General features: G+C 66.3%; 14 protein-coding genes and 1 pseudogene. 4 read left to right on the forward strand and 11 right to left on the reverse strand.

Annotation, left to right across the window (positions count from 1 at the left end; genetic code table 11):
• Nucleotides 1-31 precede the first annotated feature (31 nt).
• The 4 genes and pseudogenes from FCN77_RS07250 to nirB all read right to left on the reverse strand — a co-directional run bounded on the left by FCN77_RS07250 (nucleotide 32) and on the right by nirB (nucleotide 5,825).
• A pseudogene (locus FCN77_RS07250) lies at nucleotides 32-929 on the reverse strand (IS5 family transposase).
• A 46-nt stretch (nucleotides 930-975) separates the two neighbouring features.
• Nucleotides 976-2,139 (reverse strand): uroporphyrinogen-III synthase, encoded by a 1,164-nt coding sequence (locus FCN77_RS07255; RefSeq protein WP_137324684.1) that lies wholly within the window; start codon nucleotides 2,137-2,139, stop codon nucleotides 976-978.
• Between the two features lie 19 nt (nucleotides 2,140-2,158).
• Complete coding sequence (gene cobA / locus FCN77_RS07260; protein ID WP_137321721.1) at nucleotides 2,159-3,193, reverse strand: uroporphyrinogen-III C-methyltransferase; 1,035 nt, start codon at nucleotides 3,191-3,193, stop codon at nucleotides 2,159-2,161.
• Between the two features lies 1 nt (nucleotide 3,194).
• Nucleotides 3,195-5,825, reverse strand: a complete 2,631-nt coding sequence (gene nirB / locus FCN77_RS07265) for a nitrite reductase large subunit NirB (protein ID WP_137321722.1) — start codon at nucleotides 5,823-5,825, stop codon at nucleotides 3,195-3,197.
• Nucleotides 5,826-6,106: 281 nt separating this feature from the next.
• On the opposite strand from nirB, the gene nirD reads away from it, so the two are divergent.
• Entirely contained in the window at nucleotides 6,107-6,472 is a 366-nt protein-coding gene (nirD, locus tag FCN77_RS07270) for a nitrite reductase small subunit NirD (protein ID WP_137321723.1), read from the forward strand.
• A gap of 14 nt (nucleotides 6,473-6,486) precedes the next feature.
• Here nirD and FCN77_RS07275 read toward each other — a convergent pair whose 3' ends face one another.
• On the reverse strand, nucleotides 6,487-8,229 hold the full coding sequence (locus FCN77_RS07275; protein ID WP_137321724.1) for a phospho-sugar mutase: 1,743 nt from the start codon (nucleotides 8,227-8,229) through the stop codon (nucleotides 6,487-6,489).
• A gap of 97 nt (nucleotides 8,230-8,326) precedes the next feature.
• Between FCN77_RS07275 and FCN77_RS07280 the strand changes: the two genes are divergently transcribed.
• Nucleotides 8,327-8,812, forward strand: a complete 486-nt coding sequence (locus tag FCN77_RS07280; RefSeq protein WP_137321725.1) for an Rrf2 family transcriptional regulator — start codon at nucleotides 8,327-8,329, stop codon at nucleotides 8,810-8,812.
• Between the two features lie 3 nt (nucleotides 8,813-8,815).
• Here the strand turns inward: FCN77_RS07280 and FCN77_RS07285 are convergent, their stop codons facing one another.
• Nucleotides 8,816-9,634, reverse strand: coding sequence for a purine-nucleoside phosphorylase (locus FCN77_RS07285; protein ID WP_137321726.1), 819 nt, complete (start codon nucleotides 9,632-9,634; stop codon nucleotides 8,816-8,818).
• A gap of 95 nt (nucleotides 9,635-9,729) precedes the next feature.
• On the opposite strand from FCN77_RS07285, the gene FCN77_RS07290 reads away from it, so the two are divergent.
• On the forward strand, nucleotides 9,730-11,145 hold the full coding sequence (locus FCN77_RS07290) for an NAD(P)H-quinone dehydrogenase (protein WP_137321727.1): 1,416 nt from the start codon (nucleotides 9,730-9,732) through the stop codon (nucleotides 11,143-11,145).
• A gap of 29 nt (nucleotides 11,146-11,174) precedes the next feature.
• On the opposite strand, the gene FCN77_RS07295 is transcribed toward FCN77_RS07290, so the two are convergent.
• From FCN77_RS07295 to FCN77_RS07315, 5 genes are all read right to left on the reverse strand, one after another.
• Nucleotides 11,175-11,816 (reverse strand): hypothetical protein, encoded by a 642-nt coding sequence (locus FCN77_RS07295; protein ID WP_137321728.1) that lies wholly within the window; start codon nucleotides 11,814-11,816, stop codon nucleotides 11,175-11,177.
• Nucleotides 11,817-13,936: 2,120 nt separating this feature from the next.
• The gene (locus tag FCN77_RS25880) at nucleotides 13,937-14,272 is read right to left on the reverse strand and encodes a hypothetical protein (protein ID WP_217496247.1); all 336 of its coding nucleotides are present in this window, start codon (nucleotides 14,270-14,272) and stop codon (nucleotides 13,937-13,939) included.
• 586 nt (nucleotides 14,273-14,858) lie between these two features.
• Complete coding sequence (locus FCN77_RS07305; RefSeq protein ID WP_137321729.1) at nucleotides 14,859-16,460, reverse strand: FAD-dependent oxidoreductase; 1,602 nt, start codon at nucleotides 16,458-16,460, stop codon at nucleotides 14,859-14,861.
• On the reverse strand, nucleotides 16,457-18,697 hold the full coding sequence (locus FCN77_RS07310) for a molybdopterin oxidoreductase family protein (RefSeq protein ID WP_137321730.1): 2,241 nt from the start codon (nucleotides 18,695-18,697) through the stop codon (nucleotides 16,457-16,459). Before FCN77_RS07310 ends, FCN77_RS07305 begins: the two co-directional genes overlap by 4 nt.
• A gap of 1 nt (nucleotide 18,698) precedes the next feature.
• Nucleotides 18,699-20,174 (reverse strand): MFS transporter, encoded by a 1,476-nt coding sequence (locus FCN77_RS07315; RefSeq protein ID WP_137321731.1) that lies wholly within the window; start codon nucleotides 20,172-20,174, stop codon nucleotides 18,699-18,701.
• A gap of 268 nt (nucleotides 20,175-20,442) precedes the next feature.
• Between FCN77_RS07315 and FCN77_RS07320 the strand changes: the two genes are divergently transcribed.
• Nucleotides 20,443-21,855: an MFS transporter gene (locus FCN77_RS07320; RefSeq protein WP_137321732.1), complete on the forward strand. Its 1,413-nt coding sequence runs from the start codon at nucleotides 20,443-20,445 to the stop codon at nucleotides 21,853-21,855.
• The last annotated feature ends 46 nt before the right edge of the window (nucleotides 21,856-21,901 follow it).

Consider the following 21,901-nt stretch of genomic DNA (forward strand, 5'->3'; position numbering starts at 1 on the left):
ACATGTGCGGGCCAACGGAAGCAGCGGGCCGCTAGGGCATGTCTCCTAATTCCTTGAGCCAGATGGTGATGGCGCGGAGGACGACTCCGCCGCGGTAGGTCAGGGCGAGCTTGTCGTAGCGGGTGGCGAGGCCGCGCCATTGCTTGAAGATGTTGAAGGACCGTTCGACGACGTTTCGCCGCTTGTAGGCTTCCTTGTCCAGGCCCACTGGTCGGCCGCCCTTGCTGCCGCGGCGTTTGCGGTTCGCTTCCTGATCGGAGCGTTCCGGGATCACCGCCTGGATGCCGCGCCGGCGCAGAAGTTCCCTGTTGGCCTTTGAAGAGTAAGCCTTATCCGCCAGGGCCCGGTCAGGGCGGGAACGGGCTCTGCCCGGACCCAGCCGCGGAACGCTGAGGGAGTCCAGCAGGTGCGGGAACATCGGGGAGTCCCCGCCCTGCCCGGGACCGAGCAACATGACCAGCGGGCGCATCTTGCCGTCGCAGAGGTGATGGATTTTCGTTGTCAGCCCGCCGCGGGACCTCCCGATCCCGTGGTCAGGCGGTTCCTCTAACAGATTCATGTAATTCGACAGGTCCCCCTGTGTGGCGGGTGAGGTTCGTGGCGTGCTGGTGGGCCCGGTTGACCGTGGAGTCCACGGAGACCTCCCAGTCGATCATCCCGGCCGCGTCGGCCTCCGCCAGGATCCGGGAGTGGATCTTGTCCCAGGTTCCGTCGCCACTGAAGCGGCGGTGGCGTTTCCAGACTGTCTGCCACGGGCCGAAGGTCTCCGGCAGGTCGCGCCAAGGAATCCCCGCCCGGAAACGGTAGATAATGCCTTCGACGATCAGACGGTGGTCCTGGAACGGCCGGCCACGGCTCCCGTCGGAACTGGGCATCAACGGTTCAATCCGCTCCCATTGGGCATCGGTCAGGACGGCAGTACGCGACATGATTCCAGCATGCCAAAGCCGACAAGAACCAATTGGGAGACACGCCCTAGACCCTGATGCGGTACCCGCGCTTGACGACGGTTTCCACCAGACGGCCGTCAGGAAGCGAGGAGCGCAGCCGGCTGACGGTCATGTCCAGGGCATGGACCGAGCCGCGCAGTTCCAGCAGCTCGGAGAGCGACTCCCGGGACAGGACAGCCCCTTCGGCACCCAGCAAGGCACGCAGTAGCAGGAGCGGTGCGGGCGCCATTTCCACGGGTTCGCCGTCGATCCGGAGTGACCGTCCCCGGAGCTCCACGTTGCCGGAGCGCGTGTCGAGGCGGCGGACGTGGTTCAGGGCAAGGTGTTCGCAGACGAGCCTGATGAGGGCTCCCATCCGGAAACGCTCGGGGATGAGCGGCGACAGCCCGGCGTCGATCAGCGGCTGGGCGGTGATGGGTCCCACCACGGCGGTGGTGACGGTGGTCTTCAGGGCGTCGACGAGCTGCTTGTAGAGGCCCATTTCATGGGCGGTGCTCCACATGGCGTCGACCGCCGGGGCGCTGGTGAAGGTCAGGACGTCCAGGTTGCCGCTGCAGGCGGCCTCGATGAGCCGCGGGAGCTTGTCCTCGCCGTCGGGCTTGACCCAGCGGTAGGGGGTGACGGTAAGAACGGTGGCACCCGACATCTTCAGCCGCTCCAGCTGGCGGACGTCCGTGTAGCCGTGCAGCTGGACGGCCACCGTCTTGCCGCGGACGCCTTCCTTGAGCAGCATGTCCACCAGGGTGGCGGTGGTTTCGTCACTGCTGATGCCGACGTCGGCGAGTCCGGCCGCGCGGACGGCGCCGCGTGCCTTCGGCCCGCGGACGAACATCCGGCACGCCGCGAGCGTCTCGAGCAGTTCGTCGCCGATTCCGGAGGCGTCGGCCGCTTCGCACCAGCGGCGCATGCCGTAGGCGGTGGTGGCGATGCAGAGGTCTGGCTTGGCGGCGATGATGGCCCGGGTGTCGTCGATGAGCCGCATATCCTCCTGCACCGGCGCGATCTTCAGCGCGGGGGCATGCAGCACCTCGGCTCCGCGCCGCTCCAGCGCCTCGATCAGGTCCTGGGAACGCCGGTGCGACGTCACGCCGATCCGGAACCCCTCCAGGGGCGCATCGGGGGAGTCGGGAGCAGGGGCGTCCTGCTGGCCGGAAGCCGGGGCCGCGGAAGCGGGGGCAATAGAGTTCATGGCGCTCATGGTGTTACTTTCACGATCCCATCAGTGACGCCGCGAGGCGGTCGAGATCGGCCGCCGCCTCGGCGTGCCCGCGGTTGGCTTCAGCCACCCGCACCACCTCGCCGATGACCAGTACTGCCGGGTTAGTGCAATCGGCGGCCGCTGTGACAATCGTACCCAACTGGGCGATGGTGGTGCGCTGGCCCGGGCGGTATCCGCGTTCGACGACGGCCATCGGCATGTCTGCCCGCATGCCCGCTCGGCGCAGGCCGGCGGCCAGCTGGTGCAGCGTGCCGATGCCCATGAGGACCACGATGGTCCCGCCCAGCCCGGCGAGGTGGGTGAGCTCCTTCTCGGTCAGCGGCGCATGGCCGGACACCACGGTGAACATGTGGCTCACTTCGCGGTGCGTGACCGGGATCCCGGCCGCCGCAGGGACGGAGATGGCGCTGGTGACGCCGGAAATGACCTTGACGGGGACGCCGGCTGCCACGCAGGCCGCAACCTCTTCGCCGCCACGGCCGAACACGTAGGGGTCGCCGCCTTTGAGGCGCACCACGTTGTTCCCGTCGAGGGCGCTTTGCACCATGAGCTTCTCGATGTCGCCCTGGCTGACCTTGTGGTGGCCGGGCTGCTTGCCCACATCCACCAGCTCGGCCGAGGTCAGGGACGGGAGCTCCTGGTAGGGGGCCAGCCGGTCGTAGAACACGACGTCGGCATCGCGCAGCGCCTTGACGGCGGCAACGGTCAGCAGTTCGCCGACGCCGGGTCCGCCGCCCACGAGGGTCACGTGGCCGACTGCTCCAGCGGCCGGTTCCACCGCAACGGGGATGCCGGCTGCGCGACAACGGTCCAGCAGTGCGTCCCAGCCGGGCTGGCCGTCGTCGACGGCAGCCACGAGGAAGGGGCGCTCGGGCAGGGGTCCGTCATGGCTCGCGCCCTGCGGGTTGCTGAGGCGGGAGACGACGGCGCCCGCGGCCTGGTAGCGGCGGACCGCCTGCCGTGCGGCGTGGTCGGTGCCGGTGACCAGGACTTCACGGCCGGTGAGATCAATGCTGAGCTGCATGCTATACCTCGTTCTCGTCGCGGGGCCTCATCGGGATGGAAGACCCGATCAGGACCTTCCCTTTTTCTTCAGCAGTTGCCGGGCGCATCTGGCCGCGCTCGTCCGGGACGAAGGTGATGGAGTCGTCCTTCTGGTCGGGCGCATTGACGAAGGAGCGGAACCGGCGCAGGCGCTCGGGGTCCGTCAGGGTGTCGGCCCATTCGTCGACGTAGGTGTCAACGTGCTTGGACATGGCCGCCTCGAGTTCCTCGGCGATGCCCAGGGTGTCCCTGACCACAACATCCTCGACGTGTTTGATGCCGCCGTCGAGCTCTTCCTGCCAGCGCGCGGTGCGCTGCAGGCGGTCGGCGGTGCGGATGTAGTACATGAAGTACCGGTCGATGTACTTGATCAGCGTCTCGTCGTCGAGGTCCTTGGCCAGCAGCTGGGCGTGGGCCGGGGTGGCGCCGCCATTACCGCCGACGTACAGGTTCCAGCCGTCAGCCGTGGCGATCACGCCGACGTCCTTGCCGCGGGCCTCGGCGCATTCGCGGGCACATCCGGAGACGCCCATCTTGAGCTTGTGCGGGCTGCGGAGGCCGCGGTAGCGCAGTTCCAGCTGGATGGCCATGGCCACCGAGTCCTGCACGCCGAAGCGGCACCAGGTGGAACCGACACAGGATTTCACCGTGCGCAGGCTCTTGCCGTAGGCCTGGCCGGATTCGAAGCCGGCATCCACCAGCTCCTTCCAGATTTCCGGGAGCTGCTCCAGCCGGGCACCGAACATATCGATGCGCTGGCCGCCGGTGATCTTGGTGTACAGGTTGTACTTCTCTGCCACTGCGGCGATGACGCCAAGCTTCTTCGGGGTGATCTCGCCGCCGGCGATGCGCGGGACCACCGAATAGGTGCCGTCCTTCTGCATGTTGGCGAGGGCGCGGTCGTTGGTGTCCTGCAGGGTGCCGCGGCCGGCATCGAGGACGTAGGCGCTGTTCTGGCTGGCCAAAATCGAGGCGATGGTCGGCTTGCAGATGTCACAGCCGGCGCCGGTGCCGTATTTGGCCATGATCTCCTCGAAGGAGGTCAGTTCCAGGACCCGGATGGTCTCGAAGAGTTCCTGGCGGGACAGCTCGATGTGTTCACAGAGTGCCTTGGAGACCTCGACGCCGGACTTGGTGAGTTCGGTTTCCAGCAGCTTCTTGAGCATCGGCACACAGGAACCGCAGCTGGTCCCGGCGCGGGTGCAGCCCTTGAGCTCGCCGAGTTCCTGGACGGGAGCGTTGCCGTCGCAGGCCCCGCAGCCGTTGACGGTGTCGCGGATGGTTCCGGCCGACACGTTGTTGCAGGAACACAGGATGGCGTCGTCCGGGAGTTCCGTGTCCGGGGCGTCGCCGCCGCCGGCCGCCGTCAGGTACGCGCCCGGTTCGGCGCTGAGTTCGCGGCCCAGGAGCGGGCGCAGGCTGGTGTAGGGGGTGGCGTCGCCCACGAAGATGCCGCCCAGAAGGGTCTTGGCATCGTCGGTGGTGACGATCTTCTGGTACACACCGCGGGCCGGGTCAGCGTAGACTATTTCGAGGGAGTGCTCTGTCTTGGCGAACCCGTCCCCGAAGCTGGCAACGTCCACGCCCGAGAGCTTGAGCTTGGTGGCGGTGTCGAAGCCGGGGAAGGTGGCCTCGCCGCCGTGAAGGCGGTCGGCCACGATCTCTGCCATGGTGTTGGCGGGAGCAACCAGGCCGAGGCACATGCCACCGAAGTTGGCGACCTCGCCGATGGCCCAGATTCCGTCGACCTCGGTGGCGCAGTAGTCGTTGATGACAACGCCGCCGCGCTGGCCCAGGCTGAACAGCTGTTCCTCGCCTTCGGCTGCGCGGAAGAGTTCATCGCGCGGCCGGACGCCGATGGCGACGATCACGAGGTCAGCGTCGATAATGCGGCCGTCGGCCATCAGGACACCGGTGACCTGGCCGTCGTCGTCGGACAATACTTCCGAAGGGAAGACGCCGCCGTGGACTTCGAAGCCTTTGGCCTTGATGAGCCGGCCCATTGCCTGACCCGCGCCTTCATCCAGCTGTGTGGCCATCAGCCATTGCGAACCGTCGATGACGATCGGGTTGGCGCCCAGCTGCTCCGTGCCGGCGGCCGATTCGAGCCCGAGGAGGCCGCCACCGATAGTGACGGCGTTGACCTTGCGGCCGAGCTTCTCCGTGAGCCCGGTAATGGCCTCGTTGATGGCCCAGACGTCTTCGAGGGTGCGGTAGACGTGCGTGTGCTCGGCGCCGGGGATGGGCAGCCTGGCGGCATTCGAACCCGTGGCAACTACCAGGTCGTCGTAGCCGTAGATGCTGCCGGCTGCGGTTTCCACCGTCTTGGCCCCGGCATTGATCTTGATGACTCGTTCGCCGGTCTTCAGGGCCAGGGCGTCGTGGTCCCACATGGACGCGCTGCCCAGAGTGAGGTCCACCGCGCTGTCGGTGAGGGCCTTGGAGAGTGCCACGCGGTCATACGGGAGGTGGGCTTCCTCAGTGAGGACCGTGACATGCCAGCCATCGAGGCCACGGGCATGCATCGCGTCCGCAAAACGGTGGGCCGCGGGGCCGCCGCCGGCGACGACGATGCGGCGCGGATTCTCTGTGCTTGAAGTCAGTTCGGTCACTGTGGGCCTTTCGCATGGGCCGCAGACGGTGCTCTGCAGCTTGTCCATCCAGACTAGGCAGCCGCAGTTTCGCTTCAGTTTCCCTTATGTTTCGTGAACTTAACTTCTGCATCACGAATGGATTTCGGGACAGGTGAGTTGCCTTTTACGTGCCGGACACATTGACTGCACGCCGCTGAAACACCGCAGCCCTAGCTTGGATATGTGGCCGCGTCGGCGGTCCGGGCCTGGCAGCCGTTCCTAGGAGCGCCGGGCCGCAGGCAATGCGAGAGGGGCCGGAAATGACCGCAATACTTGAACTTGATGACCAGACCACAGGGTTTGCGACGGGCTGGAACCGCGTGTGCGCCGTGGAGGAACTGGAACTGGCATGGGGCGAGGCTGCGCTGATCGCGGGCCGCCAGGTTGCGCTGTTCCGCACCGCGGCCGCCGAGGTGTTCGCCGTGGCCCAGGAAGATCCCGCCACCGGTGCCCACGTGATGGCCCGCGGCATCGTTGGCTCACGCGGAACGCGCCCCACCATTGCGTCCCCGCTGCACAAGGAAGTCTACGATCTGGAGACCGGCGAATGCTTTGGCACCGCCGGCCTCCGCCTGCCCACGTTCCGTACCCGCCTGGTGGACGGCTACGTCGAGGTTGAGCTCTAGGTCAGGCGTCCCGACTAAAGCCCCAGGGCCTCCCGCACGTCTCCCAGTACGCCGTCGAGCGCTGCCCGGGCCGCCTGCCGCGCCTCGGGCAGCTCCGCTGCTGAGCCCACGCTGCGGATGACTTCGAGATAGCACTTGAGCTTCGGCTCCGTGCCGCTGGGGCGGATGATCACCCGGCTGAGGTCCTTGGTGACGTACAGCAGGCCGTCCGTCGGCGGCAGGTGTTCACTGCCTTCGGCCAGGTCCTTGGACGTTTCGACGGCGGACCCGCCGAATGATTCCGGCGGGCTGACCCGGAGCCGGTTCATCATGGCATCCAGCAGGCCAAGGTCCGCAACGCGGATGCTGAGCTGGTCGCTGGCATGCAGCCCGTGCACCAGGTACAGCTCGTCCAGGGTGTCGAATATGGTCTTGCCGTCAGCTTTCGCAGCGGCCGCGAGTTCCGCGATGAGCACGGCCGCGGAAATGCCGTCCTTGTCCCGCACCAGATCCGGGGCCACACAGTAACCCAGCGCTTCCTCGTAGCCGTATAGCAGGCCCGGAACGCGCGAAATCCATTTGAAGCCAGTCAGGGTTTCCTCGTGGGCGTATCCGGCCGCCGCGGCGATCCGCGAGAGCAGGCGTGAGGAAACTATCGAGTTTGCAAAGACGCCGGGGGGTGTCGCAGCATCGCCCGCAGCAAGCCTGGCCACGATGTGCGCCCCCAGCAGTGCGCCAACTTCATCACCCCGCAGCATGCGCCACGCTCCGGTGTCCGGGTCCTTGGCCGCGACGGCCGCGCGGTCGGCGTCGGGGTCGTTGGCCAGCACAATGTCAGCGTCCACACGGGCGGCTGTTTCAAGCGCAAGGTCCAGGGCGCCGGGTTCCTCCGGGTTGGGGAAGTTCACCGTGGGGAAGTCAGGGTCCGGCTCGGCCTGTTCTGACACCAGCGTGACGTCGGTGAAGCCGGCCCTTTTCAGCACCGAGACTGCCGTCTCGCCGCCCACGCCGTGCATGGGGGTCAGCACGATCTTCAGGTCGCGCTCCGGGAAATGCGCGGGCAGGGCAAGGGCGGCCACAGCGGACTGGTAGTCGGTGGTGATGGACGGTTCCAGGACGGTCCAGCCCGACGGCGCGAGGGCGATGGATTCCAGCGCGCCCACCCGTTCGATTTCCGTGGCGATCCACTCGTCGTACGGCGCCACGATCTGGGCGCCCCGGCCGCTTTCCTCCACGGCATGCCGGCCGAGGTACACCTTGTATCCGTTGTCCTGCGGCGGGTTGTGGCTGGCCGTCACCATGACGCCGCCATCGCAATCCAGTGCCCGCACCGCGTACGCAAGCAGCGGAGTGGGGAGCGCCTGCGGCATCAGGAACGTTTCGATTCCCGCGGCGGTGAAAATCGCCGCCGTCTCTTCGGCGAAGACGTCGGAGTTGTAACGCGCGTCGTAGCCGACGACGGCACGCGGTGTGGTGCCCGGCGATGCCTGCCCGACGGCGGCGGTCAGGAACGCGGCGAAGCCGGCTGCGGCGCGGCGCACCACCACCCGGTTCATCCGGTTGGGGCCGGGGCCGAGTGCCGCGCGGAGGCCAGCGGTGCCGAACTGAAGTGTGCCGCTGAAACTGTCCCTGAGTTCCTGCCGGGCCGAGGCAACTCCGTCCCCGGAGAGCCGGATGAGTTCTGTCAGTGCGGCCGAGGTGGCGGGATCCGGATCCTCGGCGGCCCAGTCGCGGGCGGCGCTCAGCAGTTGCGGGAATTCGGCATCGGAGGACGTCATAGGAACAAAGCTATCGTCTAACCGCCGGTATTCGCTGTCCGACAAGCACCGCGGGAACCCTTGACAGCAAATTTTCTGGACACGTAATGTCTGAAAAATGAAAATGGGGCAGGGCGTGGAGTGGGCGCTGCACTGCTGTGTCAATATGTCCTGGACTCCTGCGGGGGAGGCCGTTAGCAGTGCACGGCTGGCGGAGTTGTACCAATTGCCCGCCGCCTACCTGAACAAGCAACTGCAGGCCCTGGTCCGGGCAGGCATCCTGTCCTCGGTGTCCGGACCCCGCGGCGGCTTCCAGCTGGCCCTGCCTGCGGACAAAATCACCGTGCTGGACGTTGTGCTCGCCATCGAGGGCGTCGAGCCGGCCTTCCGCTGCGAATCCATCCTCGCGAACACGCCCGGGGCCGACTCCGGCGAGGACTACATCCGCAGCTGCCTGGTGTCCCAGACCATGCGGCAGGCTGAACTGGCGTGGCGGCAGACCCTGTCCCGGCAGACCATCGCCGGGATTGCCGCCTCCGTCGAGCGGAAGTTTCCCGGCGCCAGGAAGGACACCCTCCTGCGGCTCATGCCCGCCAGGAAGTAGAAATCAGAGCTTGGCGATGATCTCCGCGAGCAGCTTGGAAATGCGCGGACCGGCCGCTTGGCCGGCTTCCAGCACTTCCTGATGGCTCAGCGGCACCGGGCTGATCCCGGCGGCGAGATTGGTCACCAGCGAGATGCCGAAGACTTCCATGCCCGCGTGACGGGCCGCGATGGCTTCGAGCGCTGTGGACATGCCAACCAGGTCAGCACCGATCCGTTTGGCGTACTGCACTTCCGCCGGCGTCTCGTAGTGCGGGCCGGTGAACTGCGCATACACACCTTCATCGAGGGAAGAGTCCACATCGCGGGCCAGGCCGCGGATGCGTGCAGAGTAGAGATCTGTCAGGTCAACGAACGTAGCACCCTCAAGCGGGGACGTGGCGGTGAGGTTTATGTGATCTTTGATGAGCACAGGAGTGCCGGGAGCCCAGTCTTCGTTGAGCCCGCCGCAGCCGTTCGTCACCACCAGGGTCTTGCAGCCGGTGGCCGCGGCGGTGCGCACGCCGTGTACTACGGCACGGACGCCCTTGCCCTCGTAGTAGTGCGTGCGGGCGCCGAGCACCAGGGCGCGCTTGCCTTCTTTGGTCAGGACGGAGCGGATGGTTCCCACATGGCCTTCCACGGCCGGTGCGGAGAACCCGGGGACTTCGTCCGCGGACAGCGTGGCCGTGGTCTCGCCGATCAGGTCCGCGGCGTCCCCCCAGCCGGAGCCGAGCACCAGGGCGACGTCGTGGCTGTCCACGCCCGTCTCCTGGGCGATGTAGTCGGCGGCGGCGCGGGCAGCGTCAAAAGGGTCCGTGTTCAGGAATTCTGTATTACTCACTGGTACAAGCTATCGCGCCCGCGGCGCCCTGCCCAGCAGTGGCGCAGGTCCCTTTTATTGGTGTGCGGCGGGTGATGGGTAGAGAATGGATCTTTGTGACTACGCATCCGGATTTCAGCTCACCCCGCATCGCAATTCTTGGCGGAGGCCCCGGCGGATATGAAGCCGCCATGGTGGCCGCCTCACTGGGGGCGCAAGTCACCATCATTGAACGCGCCGGCCTCGGCGGCTCGGCGGTGCTGACCGACGTCGTACCTTCCAAGACTCTGATCGCGACGGCGGACCTGATGACCCGCGTCGGTGAGGCGGGGGAGCTGGGAGTGAAGTTCGACGTCGACGGCGGCGATTTCGCCCCGGTGATGCGCGCCGACCTGAAGCACATCAACGACCGCCTGCTCGGCCTGGCCCGGAAACAATCCGAGGACATCCGGGCCGGCCTGGAGCACCAGGGCGTGCGCATCCTGATCGGTTCCGGCCGGCTGCTGGACAACCACACCGTTGAGGTCCTCACCGTTGACGGCATTGAGACGGTGGAAGCGGACACCATCCTGCTCGCGGTCGGCGCCCACCCGCGTGAACTTCCCACGGCCCGCCCGGACGGCGACCGGATCCTGAACTGGGCGCAGATCTACAACATGGACGAGCTCCCTGAGGAACTCATCGTGGTGGGCTCCGGCGTCACCGGCGCGGAGTTCGCGTCCGCCTACAACGGACTGGGTTCCAAAGTCACCCTGATTTCCAGCCGTGACCGCGTGCTGCCGGGCTCGGACACCGACGCCGCAGAGGTCCTCGAGGCCGTGTTCGAGCGCCGCGGCGTGAAGGTGCTCTCCCGCTCGCGCGCCGAAACGGTGGAACGGACGGACGACGGCGTGGTGGTCACCCTGGGCGACGGCTCCAAGGTCACCGGCAGCCACTGCCTGGTCTGTGTCGGTTCCATTCCCAACACTACAGGCATCGGCCTGGAGGAAGCGGGCGTGGCGGTCACTGAGAGCGGCCACATCAAGGTGGACGGCGTCTCACGCACCACAGCCCCCAACATCTATGCCGCCGGCGACTGCACCGGCGTCCTGGCCCTCGCATCAGTGGCTGCCATGCAGGGCCGGATCGCCGTGGCCCACTTCCTGGGCGACGCCGTCATGCCGCTCAAGCTGCACCAGGTGGCGTCGAACATCTTCACTTCGCCCGAGATCGCGTCCGTGGGTGTGTCCGAGGCCGAGATCGATTCCGGCAAGTACCAGGGCGACGTGGTGAAGCTGTCCCTGCGCAGCAACGCCCGCGCCAAGATGCGCAACCACCGGGACGGCTTCGTCAAGATCTTTGCCCGCAAGGGGTCCGGCACCGTGATCGGCGGCGTGGTGGTGGGGCCGAACGCCTCCGAGCTGATTTTCGCGATTGCCATCGCTGTCACGCAGAAGCTCCACGTCGACGACGTCGCCAGCACCTTTACGGTGTACCCGTCACTCAGCGGCTCCATCTCCGAAGCGGCAAGGCGCCTGCACGTCCACATGTAACCGCCGGTGATCGAGCCGGGGAACCCTCATCAGGCGGCCGCCGTCCGGATGTTCTCCGGGGATTCGGCGCCGCGGGCCATTCGTGCGGCCACTAGGTAGAGCAATCCGGTGATCAGCGGGATCACGCTGACGGCTGAGAGTGGCACCACCCCCGCGAGGCTGCCCAGCGCCGAGAACGCGATGGGACCGAAGCCCAGGGCGAGCAGCAGCCACCCTGCGGTGGCCGTCCGTTTCAGGCCCAGGACTGCTGCCGGAAATGCCAGGACCAGCACGGCCACCGCCCGCACGGGGCCGTTCGCGTTCTCGAAGGCCCGCCACGACGCCGAGTCGATTGCGAACCACATGCCGGCCAGGACCAGCAGCGCGGTCACGACGGTCATAGCGGGGGTGGCCCACCCGGGACGCAGCCAGGCAAGCGCGGCGAGTGCGGCCATCGGGACGGCCCAGGACACGATCAGCATGAGCCCTTCCGTGCCGCCCGGATCGGCAAGGGCAAAGCCGCTGATGAACAGGCCTGCGACGACGGTGAAGGCGGCCATGACGGCGGCCGCGGTCCACACGAGGGCACGCGCCCGGACGTAGCGGTCCGGCTGCCGGACGGCCACGAGGCCCATCACGGCGGCCGCCAGGATGAGCACGGCCGCGGCGAGGAAGATCGTGACGGCGAACATGGCACCCCTCCGTGCGACTCAGGGACTGTTTTCATCCATAAGACGCTACGTCCAGGGGGATGGGCAAGGGGCTAAGGGCCTTCGCTTGAGGTCCGAAGAGTCGGACGATCGTTCAGGTGAGGACGGTAGCCGACCAGCTGAAGCTAGGGGATGCCGCTTGCGTCAACGGCACTTTGAATCGCCACCGCTAGGACGATACACCGTCGTTCTGCATCCGATTTGGTCTTGGGTAGTGATTTCCGGGCATGCTTATGAGAGACCACCGTTTGGCTGAGAGCTGTGCTGCTTGCGCCCAGTGCTGTGTGCAGGCCGGTCTCGAGAGTAACAAGCGTTTGGTCCTCGGAGAAGCGATCACGATCCGGGCGGTCCCCGCCGCCCAAATATCGCTCTCATGTCGTGTCTTACGAAGTTTTTGCCCCGATGTTGATGACCTTCGTCTCTGACATGGTGCTCCGCGCCCTCGGCAAGCCCGCAAGTCTGCGTACGCCAGAGCATCGAACGCCATGCCTCTGATCCCCGATCCTTGTGGGCAGTTCCACTTCACCCGGATCCAGATCAGGACGGACCCGCACCAGTCGCACCGAAAGCCGAACGCGCGCCCGGACCAGGCGACGTCGGCAGAGACCTCCACGACGATGGGATCCACCAAAGTCAGGCGTACCGAGCCACTTTCCTTGTTGAACCTGTCCAGTACCCTTTCGCTGATTTCCTCCGGCCAGGGATGTTTCCCCGCGGCGGGCGCAGATACTTGGCCAGATTCCTGCTGCCCCAGCCGACAAGGGTGGAGCGGCCAACTATCCGCAGCCGACCGCGCAGCGGCAGCCCGACGACGGCCGCCCGTGGCTGGGCTCGCCGGCTGATGACGGAGGACAAATTCTGTACCCACAAAGCTGTTGTTGGAGGTCTCGGGGACCCTCGAGCGCTTCGACTTTCTTCTGGAGCAGATGCTTATTGGCCTGATCGCCGAGGCCGCGGATCCTCCTATCGCGCTCACCGCCAGCCAGCCGGCCCCATTTTCCCCGAAGACGGGCACTGTCGGTTTAAGCCGCCGTCGGCGCCCCGATCAACATCGGCGGATCAAGGCTAAGACGGCCGGGGTGCCAGGCTTGTGGCTCATATAGAAAGTGACCGACAGCCCCCCGCTGCCGACCACTTTGCTTCCGCTCGGTTTTTCGAAACGATGCGACGCCGAGCACGTCGCCAGCCTGATTCGTCTTTAGGGACGGCGCGTCGGGACTAGGGGGCGATTTCGGCGCAGAGGTCCCGTTGCCGGCCGGACGTGCTCGTTAGCGTTCCGACCTGATCATAGGTTTCTGTAATCACCGTGTAAGTGACTCGTCCGGTGTACAGGATGGAGGTCGGCCCCCTGGGTCGGTTGGGAACTGAATCAGGACGTTCTGGCCGGTCAACTGGAACTCGGTCAACCCGGTCGCCGGGTCGGTAGCCGTGTGTGTCACAGAACCATTGGTGGGGAATGTGACGGATTTGCCAGTCGTGAAGTTGCCTATGGTGAGTGTGGTGCCGTGCCCACCGACGACTGAGTAGATGATTCCATCCCTCAGCCTTGTGACCCTCGTGGCCTGATTTCCACCGGTCGCCGAAATCGTAATGTCAAAGCCAACGCATCCCGGATAGTGCGGCACGGGCTCGGCGAACGCCGATTGGGGGGCGGCCAGCATCATTGCCGCCAACACAGCGGCTGGCATCAGCCGACGAGTAGATCTCTTGACCATGATTTCTCCATTTTTCTCAAACGCTTGTCATCGTTTGGAGACACACCCCCAATATTTCCGGCGGAGGAGACCGTGTGCCAGCCTGATCGGGACCCGCCCTGACTGCGGCAATATGAACCTCGCCGCTCAACACCCCGGCCTGAGTGTGGCGCCGGCTCACGGGAGAGTTTACGCAGTTATAACGTCGTTGACCTGAGTAGCCACTACCTGTAATCGGCGTCTGGCACTTGAGTGCAATACGTGCGACAGCCCTTGGTCCGGGGTGGTTCTCCCCGGCGGAGCTTCAGCCGGATCCGTCGGGCCCATGTCGAGGCGGAACGGGCGGGTACTCGTCACGCATCAGCGACACGCAGGCCATGAGGCGGTGGGTCCAGCGGTTCAGGCCGATCAGCAGGCCCAAGAGCCTCCTGCCGTAACGGCTCGTAAACGGCAGGCTGAGCCGGCCACGATCACCAGCAGCCCGATCAGCGAGATCCCGCGGCCGCCCTGGTATCCCACCTGACAACTGGGAGAAGACCAGCCCCGCGGAACTGTGTAGGTCTTAGGGGAGATATAGCCGTTAGTGACGACCACGTCGTCGAGATACGTCCAGGCGTTATCGGCAGGAACCGCCCCATCGATGTGCCCGACGGACCACAGCGTCACCGTCTGGCCCTGAAAGCCGGAAAGGTCTGCCGTGACCCGCGTCCAGGTTCCCGAAATACTGTTCAATTTGGGGAGCATCGTGAGCGTGCTGCCGCCGGCGACCCTAACCTTCCTTCCATCCAGTCCCAATTGCAGTTATTCCTGTTTCTGGCGCCGCCGTCGGCGTCCGAAGATTTGGCTGGTACAGACCACTCATCCAACAGGGCCGCGGGCCCTACACGCCTACAAGTCGTTTGCGGCCCGGATTTCTTCCGCCAGGACGTCAATGTGAGGCCACGGGTCGTCATGCACCGATCTGCCGCCACAGGCCGAAGACGCCGGACGCAGGTGAGTCGGTGGACAAGGCGGCACTGGGTGAGGGCAGTGGCGCCTTGTATCCGATTGGAGACTACGGAGCGAACAAAGCACAAACGTCGGTCACGGTGCCGTTGCCGGAGAACGCCCTGACTACGGCGACGCCCTCGAATGCTATCCCGGGCCGCATCTTCAAAACGCGAGTAGTGACTACCTGTTTGTAAACCAACTTTGCTATCTAACAGCCGACACCCAAAAAGCCGCCAGGCCATACTTTGGCACGCCAAAGTATGGCCCCGGTCGCGGTGGCCAACCCTATGGGTGAGCTGGATTTGAAGCAGGCCGGACCTACCCCCAACCTCACCTCACGTCAGGCGGCTGCCGCCGCCTGGAAGTGTTTTTCGATGATGTCCTTGATGTCGGAGTGGCAGCCGCCGCAGCCGGTGCCTGCCCTGGTGGCACCGGAAACCTCGGCCACCGTGGAGCAGCCATCAACAACTGCATCCTGGATCTTGGTTCCGGTGACCCCGGCACACCTGCATACGGTGCGCTCCGGGTCAGTGTTTCCTGAAGCAGCCAGCTGGTCCGGTCCGTCCAGGCGCAGCAGCAGCGACCGGTCGGCGGGGAGCTCGTCTCCACGCTCGAACAGGGACACCAGCTCGGCAGCGGTGCGGGGCATTCCCACGGCCACGAGGCCTTCCAGCACGCCGCCGCGCGTGGTCATCTTGACGTAGCGGCCGTGCTCCGGATCGGCCCACTGCGCAATCTGGAGCCGAGGGCGGCCGTTCACGGCACCGGCCATGAGCATTTCGTCATCCCACGGCTCGGCGGCATTGTCGCCCGCCACGGCCATGTTCATGCCGCGCGCCTTCAGGACAATGACGCCCGGCTTCTCGATGGGCAGCTCGGGCAGGGAATCGGCCGCCTCCGTCGAATCGTGCTGCGAATCGGCTTCGCCGGAACCGTCGCTGGTTCCCTCGGCGAGAAGCGTAAGGTACTCGGCAAGCCACTCAGCCTGGCGCCAGCCCGGGCCGACCAGGCCGGACGGGCCACGCGCTGTCCGGCACTCGCCGCAGGACGGATCCGGGCAGCGGACTTCGGCGCAGTCGCCGATCGCGAAAATGTGCGGCTCGTGGTGCGCCCGCAGCTTGTGGTCCACCAGGATCCCCGTGGCAGTTGACAGCCCGCAGCCTTCGGCGAGTTCCACGCGCGGACGGACGCCGCAGGACAGCACCAGCAAGTCGCCGTCGATCGCTGAACCGTCATCTAGCAGCAGGGCGGAGAAACCGCCGTCGGGAGCGTTGTGTTCAACCCCCGTGGAGCGGGCGTTGCCGGCCATCCGGACGCCGCAGTTGCGCAAGCTGGCGGCGAGCACCGCACCACCGCCGCGGTCAATGTTCCGGCCCAGCGGGTGGGGTCCGTTGTGGACCACGGTCACCGTGGCGCCTTCTTCGGCGGCGGCCAGCGCCGTCTCGAGCCCCAGGACTCCGCCGCCCAGCACCACTACGCGCTTGCCGCCGGCAACGGCCTGGCGCAGCACTTCGGCGTCGCGCAGGTCGCGCAACGCGGTCACGCCGGCCGGCAGCACGGGGTGCGCCGGGTCCGGGTTGAGGCCCGTCAGGTTGGGGATCACGGGGCGGGAACCGGTGGCGAACACCAGCCGGTCGTAGTGGGGGGTGGTGCCGTCGGTAAGGACCACCTGCTGGCGGGCGCGGTCCACCCGGCGGACCCGGACGCCCAGCCGGACGTCCACGCCGTCGGCGATCAGCGCCGCGGCATCGGAGAGTGCCAGTGCGCCCGCCGTGGTGCGTCCGACGCCAAGGTCGGCCACGAGCACACGGTTGTAGGCGGCGTCGGCCTCCTCGCCGATCACCGTCAGGCGGGCGAGTCCGCTGCGCACTGCGGGCAGCAGTTCATCGATCAGCCGCGCGGCTACCGGACCAAAGCCAACAATTACAATCTGCTCACTCATGAGGCCTCCGATGTCTGAAGAACGCTGTTCTGAAGTCCGTTTGCGGCCACCCGGACCCACACCTTGTTGAATTTGAACTCGGGCATCCCGGAGATGGGATCGGTGGCGGCCTCCGTCAGGCGGTTTGCACTCTCGAGCTCCGGAAAGTGGAACGGCAGGAAGACCGTCTCGGGCCGGATCGCCGTGCTGAGTTCCGCCCGGCAGAGCACCTCGCCGCGCTCGTTGGCCACTGAGACGAACGCACCGTCCGTGATGCCCATCGACGCGGCGGCCGCAGGGTGGATCTGCATCTTCGCCTCCGGCTGCGAAGCCAGGAGCTCGGACACGCGGCGGGTCTGGGCCCCGGACTGGTAGTGCTCCAGCAGGCGGCCGGTAATGAGCGTCATGGTCTTTGCGTCCGGGTCCGGATTCGCTGCGGGAGTACGACGGCGGCGGGGCGCCACCGGGGTCATGACCGCCTTGCCGTCGGCGTGGGCGAAGCTGTCCAGGAACAGCCGCGGAGTGCCGCTGCTGCCGACGGGGAAGGGCCAGTAGGCTGCTTCGCCGCGGTCCAGCATGGCGTAGTCGATGCCCGAGTAGTCGGCGAGGCCGCCGGCGGAGGCCAGGCGAAGTTCCTCGAAGACGGTCTCGGGGTCGTCGCTGTAGGTGGACGGAGCGTCGAGCAGTTCTGCCAGCCGCGCCATGATCCACAGTTCACTGCGGGCACCGGCCGGCGGCTGCAGGGCGCGGCGGCGGCGCAGCACGCGTCCTTCGAGGTTGGTCAGCGTGCCTTCCTCCTCCGCCCACTGGAGCACCGGCAGGATGAGGTCCGCTTCGGCTGCGGTCTCGGAAACGAAGAAGTCGCAGACAACCAGGAAGTCGAGGCTCCGCAGGCCGCTAATCACGGCGTTGGCATCGGGGGAGGCCACCGCGATGTTGGAGGCGTGCACGAAAAGGCAGCGGACGCCGTCGGGCTGTCCCAGGGACTTCAGGAGCTGGACGGCGGGGAGGCCGGGGCCGGGAATCAGCGATTCCGGCACGCCCCACACCTTGGCCATGTGCGCGCGGGCGGCGGGGTCGGTGATCTTACGGTAGCCGGGGAGCTGATCGGCCTTCTGGCCGTGCTCGCGGCCGCCCTGGCCGTTGCCCTGGCCCGTGAGGGTGCCGTAGCCGCTGCGGGCGGAACCCGGCAGGCCGAGCAGCAGGCTCAGGTTGATGGCGGCGGTGGCGGTGTCCGTGCCGTCCACGTGCTGTTCCACGCCGCGGCCGGTCAGGATGTACGTTCCTCCCTTGGCGGCGCCGTGGGCAAGCCTGCGGGCGGTTTCGCGGAGCAGGTCTGCCGGGACTCCGGTCAGGGACTGGACGCGCTCCGGCCAGAAGGCGTTGACGCTGCGGGACAGGGCCTCGAAGCCGCTGGTGCGTGACCGGATGAAATCAGTGTCCGCCAGGCCTTCGTGGATCACCACGTGGGAGAGGCCCAGGAGGAGGGTGAGGTCGGTGCCCGGCAGGGGCTGAAGGTGGAGGCCGCCGCCGTCGGACGTGAACGCCGCCGTCGCGGAACGGCGGGGGTCCACCACAATCAGCCCGCCGGCGTCGCGCGCTCCCTGCAGGTGCTGCACGAACGGAGGCATTGTCTCGGCGACGTTGGAGCCGAGCATCATGATGGTGCTGGCGCCGTCGAGGTCCGACAGGGGGAACGGCAGGCCGCGGTCCACACCGAAGGCCCGCATGCCGGCGGCTGCTGCCGAGGACATGCAGAACCGGCCGTTGTAGTCGATCCTGGACGTGCCCAGGGCCAGACGGGCGAACTTGCCCAGCTGGTAGGCCTTCTCATTGGTCAGCCCGCCGCCGCCGAAAACACCGACGGCGTCCGCGCCGTAGCGGTCGCGGGTGTCCTTGACGGCGGCGGTGATGAGCTTCAGGGCGTCATCCCAGCTGACGGGACGGTGGACGCCGTCGGAGCCCTTCAGCATGGGCTCGGTGACGCGTCCGGGGTGGCTCAGCAGCGAAGCGGACGTCCAGCCCTTGCGGCACAGGCCTCCACGGTTGGTGGGGAAATCACGCCCCGAAACTTCCAGGACGGGGGCAGCTGCCGCGCCGGCGGCAGCAACAGTTGCTGCGGACGTATTCGGAGCGGTTGGAGCCGGCACGGGGTCTGACCCCGGCTGGACAGCCGGGGTCAGAGCCGCTGGGGACTTCAGCGTCATGGCGCACTGCAAGGCGCAGTAAGGGCAGTGCGTGTCGGCGCTTTTGGTCATGTTAGACGTGTCCCATCGCATTTCGGTTGGCGTTGCGGATGTAGCAGGCCCAGCAGACCACGAGCATCAGGACATAGGCCCCGACGAACCCGTAGAACGCTGGCGTGTAGGAACCGCTGGCCGTGTTGGAGGCGTTCAGCACCTGGGGGATGACGAATCCGCCGTAGGCGCCGATTGCCGAGATCAGGCCCAGGGCCGAGGAGGCCAGGCGCTGGGTGGCTACCGTGCTGGCGCCGTTGCGCGCTGCCCGGCTGGAGGTGGCGAAGATGACCGGGATCATCCGGTAGGTGGCACCGTTACCGAAGCCGCTGGCGGTGAAGAGCATCAGGAACAGCACCAGGAAGAGCCAGAAGTTCTTCAGCGGCAGGGTCCAGATCATGGTGAGTGTGATGACCGCCATGGAGGCGAAGGCGGTAACGGTCATACGGGCGCCGCCCATCCGGTCCGCCATGCGTCCGCCGTAGGGGCGGGCCAGCGAACCGACCAGCGGGCCGAGGAAGGCCAGGGACAGTGCCACGGTGCCCACTCCGATGGAGGAGAACGCGGGGAAGTAGTCCTTGATGAGCTTCGGGAAGACGCCGGCGAAGCCGATGAATGAACCGAACGTGCCGATGTACAGCAGGGCCATGATCCACAGGTGCGGTTCCTTCAGCGCAGCGACGGAGCCGGCCACGTCACCCTTGGCGCTGGTGAGGTTGTCCATGTACTTGTAGGCACCGAACGCGGCAAGCAGGATCAGCGGGACCCACATGAGGCCTGCGACCGGAAGGTTGACCGTGCCGGCGGCCAGGAGGGTGATGGCGATGGGGACTGCCAGCTGTGCGATGGCGGCACCGAGGTTTCCGCCGGCAGCGTTCAGGCCCAGCGCCCAACCCTTTTCACGGGCCGGGTAGAAGAACGTGATGTTGGCCATGGAGCTGGCGAAGTTGCCGCCGCCGAAGCCTGCGAGCGCGGCCACCAGGAGCATGACGCCGAAGGGCGTTCCCGGGTTCGACACGCACATGGCCAGCCCGATGGAGGGGATGAGGAGAAGCAGCGCCGAGACGATGGTCCAGTTGCGGCCACCGAACCTGGGGACCATGAAGGTGTAGGGGATGCGGAGCGTGGCACCCACCAGGCTGGGCATGGAGATCAGCCAGAAGATTTCAGAAGTGGAGAACGTGAAGCCTGCTGCGGGGAGCTGGACAACAACGATGGACCAGAGCTGCCAGACGACAAAGCCGAGGAATTCGGCGAAGATGGACCAGTTCAGGTTGCGGCGGGCGATGGAGCGTCCCTGGGACTCCCACTGGTCCTTGTTCTCGGCATCCCAGTTGGCAATCCAGCGGCCGGGGCGGACTTCAAGCGCCGGGGCGTCAGCGGTGCGGGTAGTGCCGGGCTGCGCGCTGGATGAAGTGGCAACACTTCCGTGCCACGGCTCGGAGCCGGTCTCAGGGGAAATGCCGGCTCCGGCATCTGCGTTGCGGTCAACAGTCACGGTGTACCTCCTTTGGGGGTTTGTTGTCCTTCCAAGATAGAGACGCCGCGTTTCGTGAACCGTCGCCGTTTGTTAACGTGCTGTGAAGTTTGCCTATCGTGGCGTTTGTGACGGCGTGAGGCGGCGTTGGTGAGACAAATCCAGAAGTCCGCATAATGGACCCTTTGTCCAGTCGATGGACGGCGGGAACTATTATTGAGAGATACGTATCCCTTAGCCGGGCAGCCTTTTGGGGACAAACGCCCGGTTCTCACGAAAGCGTTACTACATGTCATCCACTGCCACCTCACCGCAGCCGGGGTCAACCAAGCAGGTTAACTCGCGCGGACGTGTGATCGTCGCCAGCCTTATCGGAACCACCGTTGAGTTCTACGACTTCTACGTTTACGCCACGGCCGCTGTGCTGGTCTTTCCCAAGCTGTTCTTCCCCGGACAGAACGAGACCACCCAGCTGCTGAGCTCCTTCGCAGTGTTCGGCGTCGCCTTCATTGCCCGCCCACTCGGTTCTGTGGTCTTCGGGCACTTCGGTGACAAGTTCGGCCGCAAGGGCACCCTGGTGGCATCCCTGCTGACCATGGGTATTGCCACCTTCCTGATCGGTTGCCTCCCCACGGCCCTTGTCCCGGGCTGGGGATTCTGGGCTCCTGCCCTGCTGGTTGTCATGCGGTTCGCCCAGGGCCTTGCGCTCGGCGGCGAATGGAGCGGCGCTGCCCTCCTGGCCACGGAGAATGCCCCTGCCAACAAGCGGGCCATCTACGGCACCTTCCCGCAGTTGGGTGCGCCAATCGGCTTCATCATTGCCAACGTGATCTTCCTCGTGGCCAGTTACACCCTGACCCCTGCCGCCTTCGAAGCCTGGGGCTGGCGCGTTCCGTTCCTGCTCAGCGCCGTTATGGTGATCATCGGACTCTACGTCCGGCTCAAGCTCATTGAAACGCCTGCCTTCACCAAGGTGCTGGAATCCAACGAGGTGGCCAAGCTCCCCATCAGCAGGGTCTTCAGGACCAGCTGGCGCCCGCTCATCCTGGGCACGTTCATCATGCTGGCCACGTATGTGCTGTTCTACCTGATGACCACATTTACGCTGACCTACGGCACCCGTCCGGCCTCATTGGACGCCGCCAAGGCAGCTGCCGAGAAGGCCGGCAAGCCGATGACCGAGGCGGCCGCCGCGGCGTTCGTGCCCGGCCTGGGCTTCACCCGCAACGACTTCCTGTGGATGCTGATCGCCGGCGTCGTGTTCTTCGGCATCTTCACCCTGGTCTCCGGTCCGCTGGCCGAAAAGTACGGCCGCCGCAAGATGCTGCTGGTAGTGACCGGCGGAATCTTCGTCTTCGGCCTGCTGTTCGTCCCGCTGTTCAGCGGCGGGTTCGTGGGCACCATGGCCCTGCTTATCATCGGTTTCTCCCTGATGGGGCTGACGTTCGGGCCCATGGGCGCGCTGCTGCCGGAACTGTTCCCGACCAACGTCCGGTACACCGGCTCAGCCGTCAGCTACAACGTGTCAAGCATCCTGGGAGCGGCAGTGGCACCGTTCATCGCCGTCGCCCTCTGGGAACAGGCCGACGGCAGCCCCGTGCTCGTGGGAATCTACCTGACCGCTATGGCGGTGCTGACCCTGATCGCACTGTTCGTCAGCAAGGAAACCAAGGATCTGGATTACGAGAACAACGTAGCCTGACCGGCCTTCCGCCCTCACGGCAATGCCCGGTGCCACTTCGCGGGGT

Source organism: Arthrobacter sp. 24S4-2 (assembly GCF_005280255.1).
In the GTDB taxonomy this organism is placed as follows: Bacteria; Actinomycetota; Actinomycetes; order Actinomycetales; family Micrococcaceae; genus Arthrobacter.